At 68.4% G+C, this 14,722-nt stretch carries 13 protein-coding genes; 5 read left to right on the forward strand and 8 right to left on the reverse strand.

From position 1 onward, the window contains the following. Positions 1–410: 410 nt before the first annotated feature. The 3 genes from SM450_RS23670 to SM450_RS23680 form a co-directional block, all read right to left on the reverse strand. Complete coding sequence (locus SM450_RS23670) at positions 411–2,024, reverse strand: tyrosine-type recombinase/integrase (protein ID WP_474621962.1); 1,614 nt, start codon at positions 2,022–2,024, stop codon at positions 411–413. A gap of 196 nt (positions 2,025–2,220) precedes the next feature. Then, positions 2,221–3,009, reverse strand: a complete 789-nt coding sequence (locus tag SM450_RS23675) for an ABC transporter permease subunit (protein WP_474621963.1) — start codon at positions 3,007–3,009, stop codon at positions 2,221–2,223. Continuing rightward, on the reverse strand, positions 3,002–3,916 hold the full coding sequence (locus SM450_RS23680; RefSeq protein ID WP_474621964.1) for an ABC transporter ATP-binding protein: 915 nt from the start codon (positions 3,914–3,916) through the stop codon (positions 3,002–3,004). The genes SM450_RS23675 and SM450_RS23680 overlap by 8 nt, the downstream gene beginning before the upstream one ends. 84 nt (positions 3,917–4,000) lie before the next feature. Between SM450_RS23680 and SM450_RS23685 the strand changes: the two genes are divergently transcribed. The 3 genes from SM450_RS23685 (at position 4,001) to SM450_RS23695 (ending at position 7,108) form a co-directional block, all read left to right on the forward strand. After that, complete coding sequence (locus SM450_RS23685) at positions 4,001–4,453, forward strand: GbsR/MarR family transcriptional regulator (protein WP_474621965.1); 453 nt, start codon at positions 4,001–4,003, stop codon at positions 4,451–4,453. A gap of 154 nt (positions 4,454–4,607) precedes the next feature. Continuing rightward, positions 4,608–6,680, forward strand: coding sequence for a GNAT family N-acetyltransferase (locus tag SM450_RS23690; RefSeq protein ID WP_474621966.1), 2,073 nt, complete (start codon positions 4,608–4,610; stop codon positions 6,678–6,680). Beyond that, complete coding sequence (locus SM450_RS23695; RefSeq protein ID WP_474621967.1) at positions 6,677–7,108, forward strand: ASCH domain-containing protein; 432 nt, start codon at positions 6,677–6,679, stop codon at positions 7,106–7,108. Before SM450_RS23690 ends, SM450_RS23695 begins: the two co-directional genes overlap by 4 nt. Before the next feature lie 96 nt (positions 7,109–7,204). Here the strand turns inward: SM450_RS23695 and SM450_RS23700 are convergent, their stop codons facing one another. From SM450_RS23700 to SM450_RS23715, 4 genes are all read right to left on the reverse strand, one after another. Continuing rightward, the gene (locus SM450_RS23700; RefSeq protein ID WP_474621968.1) at positions 7,205–7,636 is read right to left on the reverse strand and encodes a hypothetical protein; all 432 of its coding nucleotides are present in this window, start codon (positions 7,634–7,636) and stop codon (positions 7,205–7,207) included. 520 nt (positions 7,637–8,156) lie between these two features. Next, positions 8,157–9,347 (reverse strand): MFS transporter, encoded by a 1,191-nt coding sequence (locus tag SM450_RS23705; protein WP_474621969.1) that lies wholly within the window; start codon positions 9,345–9,347, stop codon positions 8,157–8,159. Positions 9,348–9,515: 168 nt separating this feature from the next. Then, positions 9,516–11,021 carry a DHA2 family efflux MFS transporter permease subunit gene (locus SM450_RS23710; RefSeq protein WP_474621970.1) on the reverse strand — a complete coding sequence of 502 codons (1,506 nt, stop codon included), beginning with the start codon at positions 11,019–11,021 and terminating at the stop codon, positions 9,516–9,518. A 5-nt stretch (positions 11,022–11,026) separates the two neighbouring features. Next, a complete protein-coding gene (locus tag SM450_RS23715) occupies positions 11,027–11,659 on the reverse strand; it encodes an NADPH-dependent FMN reductase (RefSeq protein ID WP_474621971.1) in 633 nt (210 codons plus the stop codon). Positions 11,660–11,772: 113 nt separating this feature from the next. Between SM450_RS23715 and SM450_RS23720 the strand changes: the two genes are divergently transcribed. Next, positions 11,773–12,453, forward strand: a complete 681-nt coding sequence (locus tag SM450_RS23720; RefSeq protein ID WP_474621972.1) for a TetR/AcrR family transcriptional regulator C-terminal domain-containing protein — start codon at positions 11,773–11,775, stop codon at positions 12,451–12,453. A gap of 106 nt (positions 12,454–12,559) precedes the next feature. Further along, on the forward strand, positions 12,560–13,045 hold the full coding sequence (locus SM450_RS23725; protein WP_474621973.1) for a MarR family winged helix-turn-helix transcriptional regulator: 486 nt from the start codon (positions 12,560–12,562) through the stop codon (positions 13,043–13,045). A gap of 462 nt (positions 13,046–13,507) precedes the next feature. On the opposite strand, the gene SM450_RS23730 is transcribed toward SM450_RS23725, so the two are convergent. Continuing rightward, positions 13,508–14,509 carry a hypothetical protein gene (locus SM450_RS23730; RefSeq protein ID WP_474621974.1) on the reverse strand — a complete coding sequence of 334 codons (1,002 nt, stop codon included), beginning with the start codon at positions 14,507–14,509 and terminating at the stop codon, positions 13,508–13,510. Positions 14,510–14,722 lie beyond the last annotated feature (213 nt).

Raw genomic sequence — 14,722 nt, forward strand, 5'->3', positions numbered from 1 at the left:
GTGAACGGTAAGATCCACTCCTGGCGGGCCGCCGAGATCACCTGCACCCCGACATGATCCACCATGGACCGGCTACCGAGTTACGAGACGTCCTTTAGGGCGGACCGTCTTGTCGTACCGCTTGCGGGTGGCGGGCAGAGCGCCGCGGTCCGCCATCAGCGCCCTCCCGCGTCGGAGGAGCGTGGCCCTAACGCCCGACCCGGATCGGCCCTGGTCGGATGGATCGGGGTGCTCCGTGGGTGCTCGGACGTCGGGGAACTAGGGGTCGCCAGGCTGGACTGCGCCGGATTTTTGACTCTATCTACCAGTGCTTATTCGATTGATGTTCATCGCGCTAATCCCGCACCAGCAAGAACGTGTTCGGATTGAGCTGGACGTGGCCGGACTGGGCTGGACTAATCACCTACGGATCAGAAGGTTAGGGGTTCGAGTCCCTTCGGGCGCACAAGATCAAGAGGGGCCTGACCTGCGGAAACGCGGATCAGGCCCTTTGTGCTGTCTGGCCTACCTGGACAGTGGGTGTCACGTGGGTGCGATGAGGGTGCAGCCCCGGAGACGGCCTTCTCGCGGGTTTGTCGGGACGTGACCTGCGGCTTTGTAGCCTGCTTGCGCTTCGGCCGGGCCGGAGCACCTGTTTTAGGTTTCGTCGGCACCGGGGTGGCGGCTTTGGGGCCGCGATCGGGCCGGTTCTTGCGGGCGCTGGCTTTGATCTTCTTCCGGGTGCGGCGGGCGGCGTTGAGCACGAGTTGGGCGGTGGCGTCGGCGCAGCGGCGTTGGATCTGCGGTAGGACGCTGGTATAGGTGTCGGCGGTGACCACGATGCTGGAGTGCCCGAGGAGATCCTGCAGGGTCTTCAGGTCGGCGCCGGCTTCGTGGGCCAGCGACGCGGCGCCGTGGCGCAGGTCGTGCAGCCGCACCGGGGGCAGCCCGGCTCGGCGGACGAGGATGCGGAACCGGGTCGTGGCGTAGTTCGGGTTGATCGGCTTGCCGTCTGAGCGGGTGAAGACGTATCCGCTGTCGGTCCAGGGCGTGCCGTTCTCTGCTGCCTCCGCCTTTCGGTCCTGCTCGTAGCGGCGATGCACGCGCAGGATCTGCATGCTGCGCTTGTCGAGGGCGACAGATCGCCGCCCGGCCGGGGTCTTGGGTGCGCCTTCGACGATCTGGTAGCCGGCGGTGGTGCGGTTGCGTTCGATGGTCAGCGTGCGGCGGTCGAGATCGATGTCGGACCACCGCAGCCCGCACAGCTCACCGCGGCGCAGTCCGCGCAGGCCGGCGAGCCACCAGAGGGCGAACAGGGGATCGTCGTTGACGGCGCTGAGGAACTCTGCGAGCTGGTCGGCGGTCCAGACCGCCACCGGCGGGCGGGCGCCGGTCTGTTCCCAGGACGCGACGCGGGCGTCGGTCCACACGGTGGCGTGGGGTTGCTGGTAGCCGGTGATCTCGATGTGTCGGGCCGGGTTGCGGTCCAGGATTCCTTCCTTGACGGCGAGGTTGAGGGCGGCCCGCAGAGTCGTGCGTAGGTGGTGCATCGCCGAGGCGGATTGGGGGCGGCCCTTGCTGTTCCTCGTCGCCGCGATCTCCGCGAACACGGTGCGTAAAAGGGGGGCGTCGAGGTCAGCCAGGCGGTAGCGGCCGAGGTGAGGGATCAGGGCGATGTCGACGTCGCGGGTGTAGTGGAAGCGGGTGGTCGGGCGGATCTTCGTGCGGTTGTCGAGCCAGTGCCGCAGCCACCGCTCGACTGTCCAGCCCTGCGCCGTCCGGTCCGCCTCGGTCGTGGTCAGCCATCCGTCGCGGGCACGGCGGGCGGCGGCCTGCGAGGGGTAGCCGCCGCGACGGACCCGTTCTTTGCGGCCGATGAGGTTGGTCGCCGAGCAGTGGAAGTACCAGGTGCCGTGGCCACGTTCGCCCAGTCGGGGGCAGGACTGCTCCATCGCCGCCGCTGGTCGTCGCGGCATCCGCACCGTTTGAAGATCACACCTGACGTCACCATGACCGCGTCCTTTCGATGGACTCACCTGTTCCACCGACGTCGACCCACCCGCAGGTACGGGCAGATTGACCGGGGCGCGCCACCTGCGCCTTCCGGCGGTCCACCCAGCAGTGGGGCGGTGGCCAACTCGAGGGCTGGGTGGTGACTCTCGTCGAAGGCCGGGTAGCGCGTGCCGTGGGGCAGCGGCACCGCCAGAGACACGCTCCGGCGATCTTGAGTGCAGCTGTGGGTCAGCTGGTCAGGTCGCGGCGGTTGAATGCCGCTACTGCGGTGGTCAGCAGGACCGCGGTGATGGCGGTCAGGATGGTCAGGTCGGCCCATTGGAAGCCGTTACGCAGGGGTTCTCCGCCGATGTAGTAGTGGAATGGGGAGGTGTAGCGGAGGCCGTCGGCGCCGATCTGGCTGGCGAGGGTGCTGGCGGCGTAGGTGAGGACGGCGATGCCTGCGGTAGCGGCCAAGGCGGCGGGTCGGCTGCCGGTTGCCGCGCCGACGGTCATCGCGATTGTCCCGAAGACGATGATCAGCAGGGCCAGGGCGAGACACTGGGCGGTGAACTGGCCGACGGTGATGCTGTCGAGTTGTGCGCCGGGCCGGACGGCCAGCATGGCCAGCAGAACCACCACCGCGATGAGCATGGCGCCGGCGGCGAGCGCGGCGAAGCGGTGCAGCAGTAGCCGGGTGCGGCTGACCGGGTGGGTGAGGAGCAGATCGAGGTAGCCGGCCTCCTCGTCGCCGGCGATGGCGCGGGTGCCGGTGGCGATGGCGAAGATGACGGCGACCAGGGGCACGATGATGCCGAACACGCTGGAGCCGAGGTAGCCGGCGGCAGAGGAGAGGTCCTCCATCCGCAGCGCCTCCCGCACCCCGGGGGAGAAACCTTGGACGGTTTGTCCCATCGCGCCGCCGGCGACCTGGGGGTAGAAGCCGGCATACATCGCCCCGAGCAGGGCGGTGCCGGCGGTGAAACCGGCCAGGCCGCGCCGGCCGTCCCACAGCGTTTTGGTCAGCAGGTTAGGCATGCGTGGTCTCCTTGCTCGCGGTGTCGGCCTGGTAGTAGGTGAGGAACAGCTGTTCCAGGTCGGGTTCGGTGGCGCGGAGGCTCGTGACCCGCTGCTGGGCGAGTACGCGGATGAGCCGGTCAGGGCTTCCGGCGAGGCGGAACCTTGCGGTTGTGCCGTCGATGGTCAGGCCGGTCACCTCCGGCAGGGCGGCGAGTGCGGTTTCATCGACCGGGCCGGCGAAGGTGACCTGGAATTCGTGCACGCTGCGGTCGCGGAGTCGAGCCACCGTGTCGAGTGCGACGAGGTGGCCGTCGCGGATGATGCCGACCCGGTCGGCGACCGCCTCGACCTCACTCATGATGTGCGAGGACATGAACACCGTCTGCCCGTCGGCTCTGGCTTCGCGGACCAGGTCGAGGAAGGTCTGCTGCACCAGGGGGTCCAGCCCGGACGTCGGCTCGTCGAGGATCAACAGCTCGGGGCGGTGCATGAATGCCTGCACCAGTCCGATCTTTTGCCGGTTGCCTTTGGACAGGGTCTTGATCCGTGCGGTCAGATCTAGCTCCAACCGCCCGGCCAGCTCGCCGATGCGGGCCTTCGGTACGCCTCCGCGCAGGTCGGCCAGGAACGTCAGGCACTCACCGACGCGCTGGCGGGGGTTGACCACGAACTCGCCGGCGAGATACCCGATCCGCCGGTGCAGCGCCACCGCGTCCCGGCGCGGGTCGTGCCCGAACACCAGCGCGCGTCCGCTGGTCGGTCGGATCAGGTCCAGCAGCACGCGGATGGTGGTCGACTTGCCGGCCCCGTTCGGGCCCAGGTAGCCGAACACCTCACCCTCGGCGACAGACAGGTCGAGGTCCCGCAGACCCCTGCGGCGGCCGTAGGTCTTCGTCAGCTTCTCCAGCTCGATCACATCAGCCATAGCTTGCAGAGTATCGAATGTTCAAAGATTTCTGAAGATTGCAAGATGTTAAGCTTCGGGTCGATGGAGCGAGGGAGGGTGCGAATGGCTTTGAGTGGTCCGGCGGAGAAACTGGCACTGACCCTCGCCGAGGGTGGGCTGCAACGGATGACGGCGCGAGTGCTGGCGGCGTTGCTGTTCACCGAGCAGGAGACGATGACCGCCGGCGAGATCGCGGACACCCTGGCCATCAGTTCCGGCAGCGTGTCCACCGCCATCAAGTCCCTCGGCACCGTCGGGTTGATCGAACGAGTGCCCGCCCCCGGCAGTCGCCGGGAGCACTTCCGGCTCCGTGATGGCGCGTGGGCGACCCTGATGTCCGGCCAGAACGCGATGATCGGAAGCATGCGGGAAGCCGCCGAAGAAGGCATCACGGTGGCCGGCGAGGGCAGCCTCGCCGGAACTCGCCTCACCGAGATGCGCGACTTCTACGACTACCTCTGGCGCGAACTGCCGACATTGATCGAACGGTGGCGTAAGGGAGAGCGTGGCCACTGAGACGTCTCGACGGATCAGTGCGCAGGCCGGTGTCAAAGCCGGACTTGAGTCAGGACATCAGGGCCGCAGCCCTCCGGCGGCCCGCGATACGCACCGCGTAACGACGTAGCGCGAGGGCCTTCACACATCACAGTGGATCGTGCACACTGCGTACATGCTGGCAAAGGGGGATGCCGACAGTTCGCCGTCAATTCGTCTGGTCACACCTGGTCCGGGTGATCGGGAGGCCATCAAGGCCGCCATCCAGCTCGGCAACGCCGCCCGGGCCACCCTCGGTCACATGCCTTTCTCGGCCTACGACGATGCGGCGGCCACAGGCACCCTGCTCATGGCCTACGCCGACGACCACGTCGTGGGTTACGCCCTCTATGCACTGGCGCGTCGACGGGTACGGCTCAGCCACCTCTGCGTCGACCCCGACTGGCGCGGTAAGGGAATCGCCCGGCTCCTCGTCGAGCACGTCAGCAGTCTTCACCACGACCACCTCGGCATCGCCGCACGCTGTCGGCGCGACTACCGACTCGGCGAGATGTGGATACGCCTCGGCTTCGCCCAGCGCGGGGAACGCCCAGGCCGCGGCAGCAGTAAAGAGCCGTTGATCGACTGGTGGCGCGACCACGACCACCCCAACCTGCTCTCCGCGGACGCCGACACCGTCCTGGTCCGAGCTGCCATCGACATGAACGTGGTGCGCGATCTGACCGAAGCCGGCCGCACCAATGGCGACGAGTCGAATGCCCTGCTTGCACCGCACCTCGTAGGGCTCCTGGAAATCGTCCGCACCGCGGCCCTGAACACCGAGATCGACCGGCTGGACAGCGATCTTCGCGCCCGATGCACCGACCGGGTACAGGCGTTCCCCTCCGTGCGCTCCGATCCCCCCGCCCGCGCCCGAATCATCGAACAACTGCAGCGACACATGCGCCCGCTGGATCCCGCGAACCCGGAAGACACCCAAGACCTGCTGGACCTGCAGCACGTCGGCGATGCCCTTGCCGCCCACCTGAACGTCCTCGTTACCAACGACCAGAACCTCACCAGGATCTACGGCGAAGTCGCCGAGCGGCACGGCCTTCGCATCATGCGACCCGCTGACGTGGTCATCCACATCGACGAACTGGCACACGCCGAGTCCTACCGGCCCGCCAGCCTCCTCGACACCGGCTACGTCGAGCGACGCCTGCGCAGCGGCGAAAATCAGGCGATCGAAGCGCTGCGCAACCACCCTTCAGGGGAACGGCCACGCCAACTCCAAGCCGCCTTGAATAAGCTCGCCGTCAGCGGCGCCCAACGGCTGGGCATCTTCCAACCCACGGGTGAACTCGTCGCCGCCTACGCCACCACCGAGTCGTCCGGCGTCCTGCGAGTGCCGCTGCTGCGCGTGGCGAACCAGCCGCTCGCCGACACCCTCGCCCGGCAGCTGCTGTTCCGCCTACGGCAGTCAGCACGAGACGCCGCGCTCCCCATGATCCAGATAACTGATCCGCACATGTCACCCCAGGCGCGACTTGCTGCGGTCGACGACGGTTTCCAGGAAACCGACGGCACCCTCTATGGCTACGCCATCGCCGCAGTGGGTCTCGCCGCAGAGGTCGAACCGGCCGCGATTTCCGCTGCGAAGATGGCCGGACTACCCGCACCCGCACCGCTACGATCTGGTATGCCCGCCGTCGCCGCCGCCGAACTCGAACGCATCTGGTGGCCGGCCAAGATCGTTGACAGTGAGCTGCCGACCTACCTCATCCCCATCCAGCAGCCCTTCTCAAGCCAGTTGCTCGGCGTGCCCGCCAGCATCTTCCCCCGACACGACGCCCTAGGCATCAGCCGGGAACACGTCTACTACCGCAGCCCTGGCGGCACCAGGCCGCAGGCTCCCGCACGGCTGCTCTGGTACATGAGCAAGGGCGGCACCACCACCCAACAACCAGCGGCCATCATCGCTTGCTCCCAACTCGACGCCGTCGTCACCGCCCCACCGGACGACCTCTACGACCGCTTTCAGCACCTCGGCGTCTGGGGCAGAAACACCGTGCACCGAGCCGCCCGCAACGGCCACGCACAGGCCCTACGGTTCACCAACACCGAGATCTTCCCGCGGCCGATCTCCCGGCAAACCTTCCGCCGACTCGCCGCCATACACGGCGGCCCGGCCACCGCGCCGCAACAACCAACGCGGATCACCGCCGCGCTGTTCGCCGCCCTCTACCAGGAAGGCCGAGCCCGATGAGCCATCAGCGCACCCTGCTGCTCTCGCTTCGCCCCCGCTTCGCCACCGCCATCCTGAACGGCACCAAAAACATCGAGATCCGACGACGCCCGGTGAACGCCGCCCCAGGTACACCGATCATCCTCTACGCCAGTTCCCCACAGATGGCCGTCGTCGGCACCGCCCGACTCGGCGCCACCACCGTCTGTGCCCCCGACGACGGATGGCGACGCTTCCACCAGCAGTTCGGCCTCAACCGCGATGAATACGACACCTACCTCGACGGCGCCCCGAACGCGCATCTCCTGCACCTCACCACCGTCAACCGCCTCAACGAGCCGCTACCGCTGCACCACCTACGCGAGCAGGCACCCTTCCGCCCTCCACAGAGCTTCCGCTACATCGCGGCAGGCGACCCCGCCGGCCTACGGGACCTCGTCACCACCTGACCACAACGGCCGACGTATGCGTCCGCCCTTCCGGGAGGCCAGCCGCTACTTGCCAGCGGCGACATCGACAGCGAGCGCGACGAGGGCCGTGACCGCCTAGAGCACGCCGAAGCCCAAAGCCCACAACGCGATACGGGCTTCGAGCGCCATGCGCCTGCCAGGCATCTGGGTCACCACTGGTGACGCGACGCCCTGGACGGCTGGCGGTGTCGGAGGCGACGGCACAGGCGCGAACGACGGCGGAACGATGTGCAACCGGTGAAGCCAAGGATCCAGCCAACTAGCAGCGCCGAGATGGCGAACCCAGGCCACCATCTTCTGCCGCTTGTGCTTTGGGCAGCCCAGGAGAACCTTGCCGTCCTTCATGCAGGGCTTGCGGGTGGTCTTGGTGAGGACGAGACACTTGGCGTCGATCCGGAAGCCGAAGTAGTAGCAGACGTACAGCACGCCTATCGACGAGAAGAACAGAATGCAGACGACGTTCTCCCAGAACGTGGGCTGCGCGACGGGCTCCGGATTCGCTGCCACGAGAAGCACGACACTGCAATCTACAGCAGGCGACCGACTAGCCTCGGAACGTGAGCGTCTCACGGAGGCTCATCGACCGGCTGCTGTCCGGCGCTCGGTGCGCGCTCGCAGCGACGACCAGCAAGGGTCCTCTGCGCCCGTGGTTACCAGCCGTGGTGGTGCTCCGTTGGTGCTCGGATGTTCGGAACCTGACCAGCACGCTCGGAACAGGACCAGCACAGCACGTCCTGCGCGGCCGACCGCCGCCTGCGGAAGGTCGGAACCCCGCTCCCGTCATCGCCCTGACCAGCAGACACGCGGTCGTCCGTTTCAGCATGTACAAGCACGCAGCAGCACACATGCTGCTCCGCTTACGCAGAGTGCGGAGCATCTGACGGGTTCGGACTACGGATCAGAAGGTTAGGGGTTCGAGTCCCTTCGGGCGCACAAGAGCATCAGGGGTCTGACCTGCCGGTATGGCGGTCAGACCCCTGATGCGTTGTCCCTTGTGGTCGGCTGGGTGCTCGATAGTTCTCGGGTGTCAGCGAAGCCGTTGAGTAGCAGTGGTATCTAGACGAATGTCGTTGGGCTGCTTGCCGGATCCCAGGCGTTCGCAGGCGGCGAAGGCGACGGCGGCGACGGCCGCCAGAGCGGTCGCCGCCGCCCACACCCAGGCAAGGCTGGCTGCGGCGACGACGGCGCCCGCGGAGGCGGCTCCCACACCTGCGGCGAGCCCCATACTGATCTCTCCCCGGGATTCTCCGGTGGGTCCGGCTTGCGATGCGACGAGTAGGGCGCTCGCGGCGACGACGCCGAGGTTCCAGCCGAGGCCGAGGAGCACCAGGGCTGGTGCGGCCGTGGTGGCGCGGTCGAGGTCGAGCAGCACGGCGAGAAGTCCTGCGGCGGCGGTCACGCCCATCCCGAGGAGGAACGTACGACGGGGACCGGTCAGGATGATCAGCCGGCCCGAAAGAGGTGAGGGTCCGAACATCGCGGCCACGTGTGCGGCGACGACCAGTCCGATCGTGGTCGCTCCGGCGCCATGGTGTGCGAGGTGGACCGGTGCGACGGTCATGATCGCGACCATCAAGAAGTTGACCAACCCGAGTTGCATCAGGGCTGTGCGCTGGGCGGAACGGGATCTGGACGAGCGGGCCGCGGTGGTGTCAGGCGGGTCGCCGCCGGCAGGGGTGAGTCGGTGTTCACCGTTCTGCATCGCGGCAGCCGTGAGGTAGACGACGCAGGCGGCGAGGTACAGACCCGTGTATTCGGGCAGGCCGAAGGAGCCCGCGACGTGATCCAGCGGCCCGATCAGCAGCGGGCTGACGACGGCGCCCAGTGCGGTGGCGGTGAGCACGGTGGCGATGGAGCGGGCCTGGTGCCCGGCGTTCAGTTCTGCTGCCGCGGCGTAGCGGGACATGAAGATCGCGGTGTTGCCGGCGCCCAGCAGCAGTGACCCCGCGAGGAACGGGGCTGGACTGCTCCCCATCGCGGCGAGCACGACCGCCGCCGCGCCGAGGGCGCCGGTGGCGTAGCCCGCGGCGAGGGCTCGCCGTCGCCCGCGACGTCGAGCGATCCAGCCCATCGCCGGCGCGGCCGTCGCCGAGCCGATCACCAGCAGCGTCACCGGAAGCCCTACCAGGCTCGGGTCGAGCAGGCGCCCGGCGAGCAGCGGACCGGCGGTACCACCGGCGGCCAGGCCGAGTGCGGCGACGGCCGTGGACCACCACACCGGCAGGGTAGGCCTCCGGGACGGTGAACCATGTTCAACCGGAACCGCGCGGCGCGCGGGCGCCGTCTTCGACCTCGGCCGATGACGGCCCGTCTGGGGACGAGGGTTCCGCGGAGCGGGTGTGGGCATGGTGAATCCCCTTGTATCCGAAGGTCGGCGGCTGCCAGGTCAGTCGGAATCGGTGGGCGGGGTGGAGGCTGGTGGTGTGCCCCCTCGCCGCCGTGGCAGCAGCGTCGCGGGTAGCGCCGCCAGGGCCAGCAGTGCCACCGCCCACCAGTAGGTGTGCTGGAACGCCGGTGCGGACCGGGTGCCGTCCCCGGTGTGCGCCACGTTCGAGGCCAGCACCACCGACAGCATCGCCGTCCCGATCGAGACGCCCACCTGGGAGCAGATGTGCAGCAGGGTGCTGCCCGACGGGACGTCCTCCGCGGCCAGTCCCCGGGTTGCTGTCGCGTTCACCGGCATCGACACCATGCCGACGCCCACCCCCGTCACCACCAGCGCCGCCGCCAGCCGCCAGTACGGCGTCTCGGGCCCGACCTGTGCGGCGAACAGTGAGAGGCCGGCCGCGGCGATCAAGATGCCGGAGAGGATCATCGGTCGCGGCGGCGTCCGGTCTATCCGGCGGGTGGCGATCTGCATCGAGACGCCGACGGCGACGGCGAGAGGGACGCCCAGCAGGCCCGACGCGGTGGCGTCGAGCCCTCGCGTCGTCTGGTAGTACATCGGGGCCAACATCATGGCGCCGAAATATCCGGCGGGGAACAGCACCATGGTGGCGACGCCGGCGGCAAAAGTCCGGTCGCGCAGCAGGCGCAGTCGCAACAGTGGGGCGCGGGCGGTCAGGCCACGGACGACGAACCCGATGCTCAGCAGCAGCCCGGCGACGGTGGGTAGTAGCACCGAGGGCGTGGCCAACTCGCCGCGTCCGCCGCCGGTGGACAGTCCGTAGATCAGCAGGGCCAGTCCCGGGGACAGCATGAACAGGCCCGGCAGGTCCAACCGGCGTGCCGGCTGCCGCGCCTCGCGTCGTAGCAGGCGGGCCGCGAGCGCCAGCGCCAGCGCGCCGATGGGCAGGTTGACCAGGAAGATCCAGCGCCAGGACGCGGCGTCGATCAGCCAGCCACCAAGGATGGGCCCGCTCGCCGGGCCGATCAGCACCGGAAGGCCGAGCACGGCCATCGCCCGGCCCATTCGTTCTCGGTCGGCGGTGCGGATGACCATCGCCATGCCGACCGGCACCAGCAGGCCGCCGCCGAGCCCCTGCACGATCCGGAACAGCACCAGTGTCTCGATGTTCCAGGACGCCGCTGCCAGAGCGGATCCGGTGGTGAACAGGATGATTGCCGCGAGGTAGGTCCGCTTCGCACCGAACCGCGCCATGGCCCAGGCGGCTGTCGGGATCACCGCGGCAAGGGCGAGGGTGTAGCCGGTGACCACCCACTGGACGGCGGTGACCGGCGCGTCGAACGCCACGGCCAGGGGACGCAGGGCGACGTTGACGATCGTGACGTCCAGGACGGCCATGATCGAGGCGATCACGACGACGGTGAGCACACCGGCCAGTCCTCGGGACGCTTCGGTGTCCGGGCCCCCGGTGGGACCGCCGGCCCGAGGCGAGGGATCGTGCTCGGTGACGCCCTTCATCCCGGCCCGGACGGAGGAGCCGCGCACGGCCGTCACCTCCCGTACGGGCGCTCGGAGCGGGCCGTGCGTAGCGTGCGGCCCCACCACACCAGCTGATCGATCATGTTCTTGGTGGCTCTCTCGCACACCGCCGCGTCGCGGGGCGCACCGTCCTCACCAAGTCCCGACCAGGGGCCGTGCAGGCTGACGGAGTCACGCACGGTCATGGCATGCAACTCGGCGAATACCAGCCGGAGGTGCTCGACCGCCCGCAGCCCGCCGCCCAGCCCGCCGTACGAGACGAAGCCGATCGGCTTGGCCTGCCACTGGACGTAGTGCCAGTCGATGAGGTTCTTCAGGGCGGCCGGGAAACTGTGGTTGTACTCGGGGGTGACGACGACGAACGCCTCGGCGGCGGCCAGCCGGGGGCTGACGCCGTCGAGGGCGGCCCGGGTCGCGGGCGCGGGCTGCGGTTGGCCGTCCCAGCCGGGCATGGCGACCGGGAGTTCCAGGTCGGCGACGTCGACGACATCGAGGGCGATGTCGGTGCGGCTGCCGGCGTGGCGGGTGAACCATTCGACGACGGACGGGCCGACGCGGCCACCGCGGGCGCTGCCGACGATGACCACTACCTGGATCGCATCCTCGGCGGTTGCCGGGTCGGGGGTGCGGGTGGTGCCGGACATGACGGTGCTCCTCACTTCGTCGCTGTGTGCGCCGATGCCGGCGCATGCGCTAAGCTACAACGGTCGTTGTAAAAACTACAACCAACGTTGTACGGCATGCGGGAGAGGTGACAATGGCCGGTACGCGCTCAGCGGAGGAGGTCGCCCGAGATTGGCCGGGACGAAGCAGCAAGGCGGCGGCGATCGCGCACGCCGCATGCGAGGTCTTCGGGCGGGACGGCTATGCCCGGGCCGGCGTCGACGCGATCGCCGCGGCTGCCGGTGCCTCCACCCGCACGCTCTACAACCACTTTCCGGGCGGGAAGGCGGAGCTGTTCCGTGCGGTCATGCTGTGGAGTGCGAGTGAGGTCAAGGACGAGCAACTCGCCCGGTTGCGGCAGTATCTGGATCCGCGGCGCCCACCGCGGCCCGAGGACTTCGAGCGCGATCTGCTGGCCCTGGCGCGCTCCTGGGTCGCCCTGCTGACGGACTTCCGGAACCACTTCTCCCTGGTCCGGCACATCCAAGGAGAGGCTGGTCACGTCCCGGCCGAGGTGCTGGACGCCTGGCAGGAGGGCGGACCGCGGGCGGCCGCCCGCGAGTTGACCCGGGTCATGGCCGGGCTCGCCGATCACGGTCTGCTCGACACGCACGGCGAACCGGCCCGGGCGGCGGCCCACTTCACGGCCCTGACCTCGGCGGAGATCGTGCAGCGGTCGTACTGGGGCGTCATTCCCCTGCCGGCGGAGGAGACCGAGCGGATCACCGCCGCCGGTGTCCGGGCCTTCCTGCGGGCGTACGGGACTGTCCATTGAGACACCGCCGTTCTCCCCGTCCCCATGGTCCGGCTTCGACCACCGCGCCCGCCGGGCCGCCCCGCCGACGTTTCATCCCTCAGCGCCGCCATCGGAGGTAGAGAACATGACGACGCAGCACTTGTCCGACGCCGAACTTGCTGCTCAACCAGCCGCATACTGGACGGGAGTCGCCTACGAGTCCCTCATTGCCTGCACTCGCGACTGGCACGCCGAACACGGCTTCACCCAGCCCCAGTTCTGGTTGCTGCGCAATCTTTCCCGGAACGACCTTCGGCCGGACGGCGGCGGGATGACCGTCCCGGAACTCCGGCAAGCGATGGGGTCGTACCTCAGGGCAGAGGACGACCTGACCGCCGAGGCGGAGGTTCTGCTGGAGCGCGGTTGGTTGACCCGGGACGACGAAGGCAGGCTGTCGATCACGGAAGCAGGGGAAGGTGCTCGCAGCGGCCTCGCGCAACGTACGCCGGAGATCCGCGCCCGCATACATCAAGGCATCGATGACGCGGACTACGCCGCGGCCCTCAGGGTTCTCCGACAGCTGATCCGGAACTCCGGTGGCGCCGACCCCCAGGTCTCGGCAAAGTCGTGATCCCTGCCGAGGCCACGACCGGCGCCGGTCACACGCCGGCCAGCGTCGATGGTTACCAGCCAAGGTGGTGCTCTGTTGGTGCTCGGACGTTCGGCGCTTGTTCAGCACGTTCCGTTCAGGACCAGCACAGGACGTCGCGCATGGTCGATGACTTCGCGGCAGACGTTCGGTTTCGACGTACTGTCTCGCCCCGACCAGCAGATACTCAGCATTGCGTTTCAGCACGCATCAGCACCCAGCGATACGCGCGAAGCTGGGGCTACCCAGCGTAGGGAGCATCCGACGGGTTCGGACTACGGATCAGAAGGTTAGGGGTTCGAGTCCCTTCGGGCGCACATCACGATCAAGGCCATGACCAGCCAAAACGCTGGTCATGGCCTTGATCGCTTCTGTGGGCTTGGGACGGATCGTATCGGCGAAGCGCCGGTGGAGGCTGATTGACCCGGCGCCGCCCGCCCATAGTCAGAACCCGGGGTCGGAGAGACCTGGCGGGTGTGGCAATTCGCGTCCGTTGCGTTCCGCGACCGTCCACAAGTACCCTCCGACGTCGTCGTTCTCCCTGTTGATGTAGTTCTCAAGCAGGGCGCCGTCGGGGTCCAGGGCGTCGTACCGCTCCCACTGCTCGGTGCAGAAGAGAAAGGCCGGCAACAGGTACGGCGAGTCCGGCTCCTGGCCGCTGTCCGCGACGGCAGTCAGCGCCTCGAAGTAACCACTGATGACGAGCGCGCACAGTTGCTCGCGGCCCGGGCCGGGACCCAGGGCACGTAACCACCGGCGGTACCCCTCGGTCGCCGGTGCCGGGAAATCCCGGTGGCTGAGGCCCACCAACTCAAACACCATGGACGCCTGGTCGTAGCTGTCGAGCAGGTCGAACCGCCTCTTCAGGACCGCCACGACGGCGAGCCCCGTGCGCTCTCTGCCGACCGGCGCGGGCTGGCACAGATGGGTGTTGGTAAGCGCGAGATCAAGCACCGCGCGGGTCTCCAGCTTCACGTCCCGGGGACTGTGCGGCATCGGCCAGCTTCTCAGCGCGTACTCGAAGTCACCGAGAAGGACCGGGTGGTTGGTGACGCGTAGGAGGTCGGCCATCGTCCGGCGTAACTCGGGATCGGTGGAATTGAGGGCCGCCCCAAGCACCCGTCTGCCGTCCGGTGGTGCGGTGACAAGTCGTACCCGTGGTTCGTGCGGGCAGTCCGGCGCGGGCGCGAGCAGGAACCGCAACGCCGGCCCCGGCGTGGCGATCAGGCCGTCCCAGGCGCCGTTGGTCACCTCCTGGTTGCTGTCCCAGGCCAGGGCCAGGGCCTCCTCGGCCATCGCCGCGACCCGCTCGTCCCGCGCACCTGTCATCAATCGGGTCACCGCAGCGGCGTAGCCGGCATAGGGGTTCCTCAGTCGTCTACAGAGAACTCGGGCGGCGAGCCGCGCAATCGGGCCGGTGCCGCTGACCGCGATCTGCTCCAGCATCCCTCCATCATCGGGTTCCCCTGAAGCCCGTGGGGTCCTACGGAAAGTCAGGAGTCGATGGCTTTTAGTGCTGGGCGTTCGCTGTCGGGATCAACCGTGCGAGCCCCCCGACCCGTCCGGCGCTGTTACGGTCGATCGGCCGGTCTGTTCCGGAAAACTTCCGGAAAGTCATTGACGTGTTCGAAACACCGCTGCAATACTCCGATCGCGGTG

This window comes from Micromonospora marincola, from assembly GCF_056150385.1.

Coding starts and splice junctions, on each gene's coding strand:
- SM450_RS23720 (WP_474621972.1), top strand. CDS start 11,773: ATGGCCGGTACGCGCTCAGCGGAGGAGGTCGCCCGAGATTGGCCGGGA.
- SM450_RS23685 (WP_474621965.1), top strand. CDS start 4,001: ATGGCTTTGAGTGGTCCGGCGGAGAAACTGGCACTGACCCTCGCCGAG.
- SM450_RS23690 (WP_474621966.1), top strand. CDS start 4,608: ATGCTGGCAAAGGGGGATGCCGACAGTTCGCCGTCAATTCGTCTGGTC.
- SM450_RS23680 (WP_474621964.1), bottom strand. CDS start 3,916: ATGGCTGATGTGATCGAGCTGGAGAAGCTGACGAAGACCTACGGCCGC.
- SM450_RS23715 (WP_474621971.1), bottom strand. CDS start 11,659: ATGTCCGGCACCACCCGCACCCCCGACCCGGCAACCGCCGAGGATGCG.
- SM450_RS23695 (WP_474621967.1), top strand. CDS start 6,677: ATGAGCCATCAGCGCACCCTGCTGCTCTCGCTTCGCCCCCGCTTCGCC.
- SM450_RS23730 (WP_474621974.1), bottom strand. CDS start 14,509: ATGCTGGAGCAGATCGCGGTCAGCGGCACCGGCCCGATTGCGCGGCTC.
- SM450_RS23675 (WP_474621963.1), bottom strand. CDS start 3,009: ATGCCTAACCTGCTGACCAAAACGCTGTGGGACGGCCGGCGCGGCCTG.
- SM450_RS23725 (WP_474621973.1), top strand. CDS start 12,560: ATGACGACGCAGCACTTGTCCGACGCCGAACTTGCTGCTCAACCAGCC.